At 43.8% G+C, this 4,826-nt stretch carries 5 protein-coding genes; 1 reads left to right on the top strand and 4 read right to left on the bottom strand.

The window, feature by feature from the left end; translation table 11 throughout:
- A partial coding sequence (locus RWJ43_RS05955) for an FAD-dependent oxidoreductase (RefSeq protein ID WP_314008934.1) occupies positions 1-658 on the top strand: 658 nt, incomplete at its 5' end.
- Positions 659-750: 92 nt separating this feature from the next.
- Here the strand turns inward: RWJ43_RS05955 and RWJ43_RS05950 are convergent.
- The 4 genes from RWJ43_RS05950 to RWJ43_RS05935 form a co-directional block, all read right to left on the bottom strand.
- A complete protein-coding gene (locus RWJ43_RS05950; protein ID WP_314008932.1) occupies positions 751-1,278 on the bottom strand; it encodes a GNAT family N-acetyltransferase in 528 nt (175 codons plus the stop codon).
- 67 nt (positions 1,279-1,345) lie between these two features.
- Positions 1,346-1,759 carry a VOC family protein gene (locus RWJ43_RS05945; protein WP_314008930.1) on the bottom strand — a complete coding sequence of 138 codons (414 nt, stop codon included), beginning with the start codon at positions 1,757-1,759 and terminating at the stop codon, positions 1,346-1,348.
- A gap of 750 nt (positions 1,760-2,509) precedes the next feature.
- Positions 2,510-4,096, bottom strand: coding sequence for a ClC family H(+)/Cl(-) exchange transporter (locus tag RWJ43_RS05940; protein ID WP_314008928.1), 1,587 nt, complete (start codon positions 4,094-4,096; stop codon positions 2,510-2,512).
- Positions 4,097-4,232: 136 nt separating this feature from the next.
- Positions 4,233-4,826 (bottom strand): NlpC/P60 family protein (locus tag RWJ43_RS05935; RefSeq protein WP_314008926.1); only part of this gene is annotated, 594 nt, incomplete at its 5' end.

Raw genomic sequence — 4,826 nt, 5'->3', positions numbered from 1 at the left:
TGAGACCTCTGAGGGAACCTATCACGCAAAGGCTGTTATTGTTTCTGGTGGTGCTAACCCTCGTCACGCTGGATTCACCAATGAAGAGAAATTTACTGGCAAGGGCGTCTCTTACTGCGCTACCTGCGACGGCATGTTCTATCGCGGTAAGCAGGTATTTGTTATCGGTGGTGGTAATACCGCTGTAGAGGAGTCTCAGTTCCTGGCCCGCTTTGCTGATAAAGTAACTCTTATCGTTCGTAAAGATCACCTAAGAGCAAACGCTACCGCAATTAAGCAGTTTGAGGAGAATCCTAAGACAGAGATTCGCTATCTAACCAGCATTACTGCAGTTGACGGCAATGAGTTGCTTACTTCCATCACCTTCCGCAATAACCAGACGGGAGAAGAGACTACAGAGACCTTCGATGAGGGCAGTTTTGGCGTCTTTGTCTTAGTAGGCCGTGTGCCTTCAACTGAGCTTTTAACAGACCTTGTAGACCTTGACGAGCAGGGATATGTCCTTGCTGACGAACGCATGGCCACTAAAACACCTGGCCTCTTTACCGCAGGAGACCTCAATAAGAAGCCACTGCGTCAGATTATTACCGCTGCTGCAGACGGCGCTATTGCCGCAACTTCGGTAGCATCCTATCTTGGACAGCCTGTCGAGGGCTAAGAGTTTCTCGACAAGAAGCTTTAACTTTTGATACTAAAAGGGGACCGCAAACAATTACGATCCCCTTATTATTTCTTTGGCGAGAAAAACTACTAAAGATCAATCCAATATCTTTGTGTGAGTACATCGTCCTCGTCTAGAACTTCATTCTCGAGTACTCCACCGTTATTAATAATAGACTTTGCCGAGCCGATATTATCTTTACGACAGCACATAAGAACGCGTTCAATACCAAGTTTCTTACATTCTTCAAGCGCAAGAGCAATCATTGCCGTTGCATATCCCTTTCTTCTCTCACTTGGTCGAATTCCATCACCAATGTGTCCACCACTATATAGAAGCCCCTCATTAAGATAATGGCGAATATTTACTGCTCCAACAAAGATGTTTTTATCATGGTCATAGCAAAAGAGGGTTGTGGTAGGTACCCTGCCAGCCGGAAGTGGTTCCATATCATCTAGTTGTTTTAGATAGTTGGTAAAGTCATGATGATCAAGCCTAAAAATGCGTCTTGGAGAAGGATTTGTATGATTTGTCTCGATATCATGTTTCCACTCATCAAGCATCTCTATGAGCTTGGCTTTGTTATCTTCACTTGGTTTTATAAGAGCAATATTCATGGAGCTCCTTTAGAGTGCTAAGAATGCATTATTTATAAGCGGTCTGTATTATTCTTTGACGCTTTGGTTAAACCGTAATTTCAATTTGGTTGTCTTCAAGGTCAATAATACAACTTTCATAATAGCCATCTCCGGTTGTCCTTGGTCCGCTGATGACTTTATAGCCGTCTGCTTTCAACTCTGCAGTGAGAGCATCTACTTTTTCTTTACTTCCTACGCTGAAAGCAATATGAGCATATCTTGTGCGATTGAGCTCTTTAGATAAGTCTGGCATTTCCGGTTTGTTCATGATTTCAAGTCGTGCGCCGTTACCGAAGGAAAGGAAGTACGAGTAAAAATTTGTTTGAGGATTATGATAGCCATCGTTAGACGTTGCACCAAAGTACTTCTCAAAAAACCGTCGAGTATTCTCTAAATCATTTACATACAATGCAATATGTTCAATTTTCATATCTATCTCCGAAAATCTATTCTTGTTCATGTTGTCATTAGACGAGAAGTGCTTGTTTTGCCATAGGTTTTCTTAAGACCATGATTTGATGACATGCAATTATTGTATATTGTCTGACTGAATAGAGCAATTTTTACCTAATCTACCTGCTTATTTATTATATTTATGCAGGTAGATTGCTTATTTTATAAAAAAGGGGAGTAGTGAGTTAAAAATGAATCAAATGGACTGGTTACAAGAAATGCTAATTAGATTCAACCTTCTAAGAAAGTCGAAATCAAGCTATTTAGGTATCTAGGTTAAAAATAAATCTTGATGAATAAAAGGACGTACAGAGTTTTCAAATTCAAGCTGATTTCATTAGAGAAATAGAAACTAGATATTCAAATTGCTACGTATAAAGAAATTGTAGAGTATGCCGAATGTCTGGCATTGCTGACTTGTCTGTAAGTAGTTAGTACAGAAATCCGAACAAAAAAGCTATGTAATCTAGGCGCCTTTGTAAGACCCAAATTACTAGAGGTGTAATTACTCATGACAAAGTAAGAACGTGGCTTAAAACGGCTCTCAGAGGCTCAAATTTTGAAGTAATTAGACGTAGGGTATGAAAGCTGATGCAAGATAAAGTATTCTAGATATAGAGACGTATAAGTCCTCTAATTTCTGTTCTAATATATAAAAGTCTGATAATCGATATTATGTAAACTAATAAGTTGAAGAAAAAGGAGAAGGATTTTGAGCCCCTCTCCTTTCCGGTAACATGTGAGATAGCGATAAGCACTATACCGATGAGTCGGTCATGACATTCAATTTAAGAATGACATCGCTCTCATACAGCTCATCATAAATAACAAGAATCTTATCGAGTGCCATTAGTTCTGTTTGACCCGTTGGAATAATTTCTAAGCCCGCGCGATCAATAGTTACAACCCTTACTTTGTCAGGCCATGGTATGTCTTGCAGCAATTTGCCCTCAACAGGACAGCCTTGACCAATGGTGAACTCATGAAGGATTTTCTCGCCAGAATCAAGTGTTGGTTTAGACTCCCCTTGCTGAGAAGTCAAGAATTCTGAAAGTAAATGCTCGTAGAATGGGTCAACACGCAGGATATTTGCGGTTACGTAGGACACAATTGCAACTGCAGACATAGCCATAAGAGCCTCGAGAGAACCTGTGAGCTCAAATATAAGCACTACTCCGGTGACGGGCGCTCTTACGGCTCCGGCAAAAATGCCTGCAACGCCCATGGCAATAAAGTTTGGCGCATATGCCATGGGGATGCTAAAAGCATGGGTTGCTACCAGGGCAAACAGCGTTCCAACAAGTGTTCCCATCACAACCATTGGAAAGAGTGTTCCACCAGGAGTTCCAGCAGCAAAACAGGTTGTAGTAAAGAAGTATTTGCCCAGCAAAAGCGCTATAACCATGAGCTCAGTAAGTGTTGCTGGCTCTTTGATTTTCTCGATAATAGCATCGCCGCCGCAAAGAAGATCTGGCCAGGTAAAAGCCATAAATCCCGCAAGCATAAAGGGAATAATGAGCCTTGAGAAAGGCACAAACTTGTCAATTTTTTTGTAAAGATCTTGCGCAAAGAACATTCCCTTGTTGTGAAGCGCACCTAATAAACCACAGGTAAAACCAACAATTAGAACAAATGCAAAGTCAACATGAGGCAGTGGAGCCACATAGGGAAGCTTAAGGACAGGTTTCATACCAAGGACGTTAGAAACTAGGAAGTCAGCGCCTACTGAGGCAGTCATTGCCGAGATAATCAGTGGAGCATGAAACTCTTTCTGGATCTCTTCGATAGCAAAAAGTGTTCCGGTGAGAGGGGCATGAAAAGCGGCTGACATACCCGCAGCTGCGCCACAGGTTACCAGAAGACGTTCTTCTCCCCTTTTACGCTTGAGGAACTTTGAGACCGCTTTACCAGAAACAGCGCCTAGCTGTACCGCTGGTCCTTCTCGACCCATAGAGAGGCCGCCAAAGGCAACCAGAACGCCCTGGATAAACTTAACGGGAAGAACTCGATACCAAGGCATATCGGCAGATCCCATAACTTCAGCATTGGTCTGAGGGATTCCAGAGCCAGCGGTGTAGGGTTCAAACTTCATAAGCAGACAAACGACCACCATCAGGATGAGCAGTATGCCAAACCAAAGAGCCATATACGACCAATTACCTGCGATTGCTTCGGTGATAGAGCGCATCTGCTCTTCTGCAAAAGAAAGGCAGAGCCGGTAAAGTGTAACAACGCCACCACCCATAAGGCCAACAAGCAGGCCTTCTCCAATAAGTGCAACCTGGAATCTACGAGAAAAATGGCGTTCAACCACGTTTGTCTTTTGCTTTAGATGAAGCGCCACAATCTCCCCTAGCCGTTGTATATGAGTAAAAGAAAAGCACGTAAAGCGTACTCAAATATTGTACGACTTTACGTGCGTGTAGTTAAAACTTTGTACAGAAATTATCCGCAACTGAGGGTGCGTGCCCTGCTATCACTTAGCCGGAGAATGGGCCTCCACCATAGCAGGCGTAGACAGGTCCCTCGATAACACCAACAGACTCGTTAGCAGCGTGAATCATGCGGCCACCACCAATGTAGATTCCAACGTGCTCATAGCCTGCACGAGTAAAGATGATGTCGCCATAGTTAAGCTCATCCATGGAATCATGCCAGTTACCAGCAGCGCGAATAGCACGGCCAATGGTTCCTGCGGTACCTGCACGGTAGCCGAGGAAGCAGTAGTAGACCAGGCCACCACAGTCAAAGCCAGAAGCAGGAGAAGCTCCGCCCCAAACGTATGGATAGCCGATGCAAGCATAAGCTGTAGCAACACCGCCGCCTGCAGCTGGGTAGCCACCACCACCGCCGGAGTATGATGACCCACCACCAGAATTAGAACTGTTGTTGGAGCTGCTAGAGCTGCTGGAGCTAGAAGAGCTGGAACTTGAAGAACTGGAGCTGGAATCGTTAGAGGAACTATCGTTAGACTCTGAGTTGTTAGAAGGAGCCTCACGAGTAACAGTCTCAATTGCATAAGCAACGTTGTTGTTAGCTGATGCAGCCTCCTGAGCAGCAAGCTGAGCCTTTAC

The organism is Lancefieldella parvula (assembly GCF_963530955.1).
Classification (GTDB): Bacteria; Actinomycetota; Coriobacteriia; order Coriobacteriales; family Atopobiaceae; genus Lancefieldella; species Lancefieldella parvula_A.
The sequence above is the reverse complement of the archived record's forward strand: the minus strand, read 5'-3'. Positions and strand labels throughout refer to the sequence as shown.

What these genes read in the sequence shown, in the direction of transcription:
- RWJ43_RS05945 (WP_314008930.1), bottom strand. Translation starts at nt 1,759, where the DNA reads ATGAACAAGAATAGATTTTCGGAGATAGATATGAAAATTGAACATATT.
- RWJ43_RS05950 (WP_314008932.1), bottom strand. Translation starts at nt 1,278, where the DNA reads ATGAATATTGCTCTTATAAAACCAAGTGAAGATAACAAAGCCAAGCTC.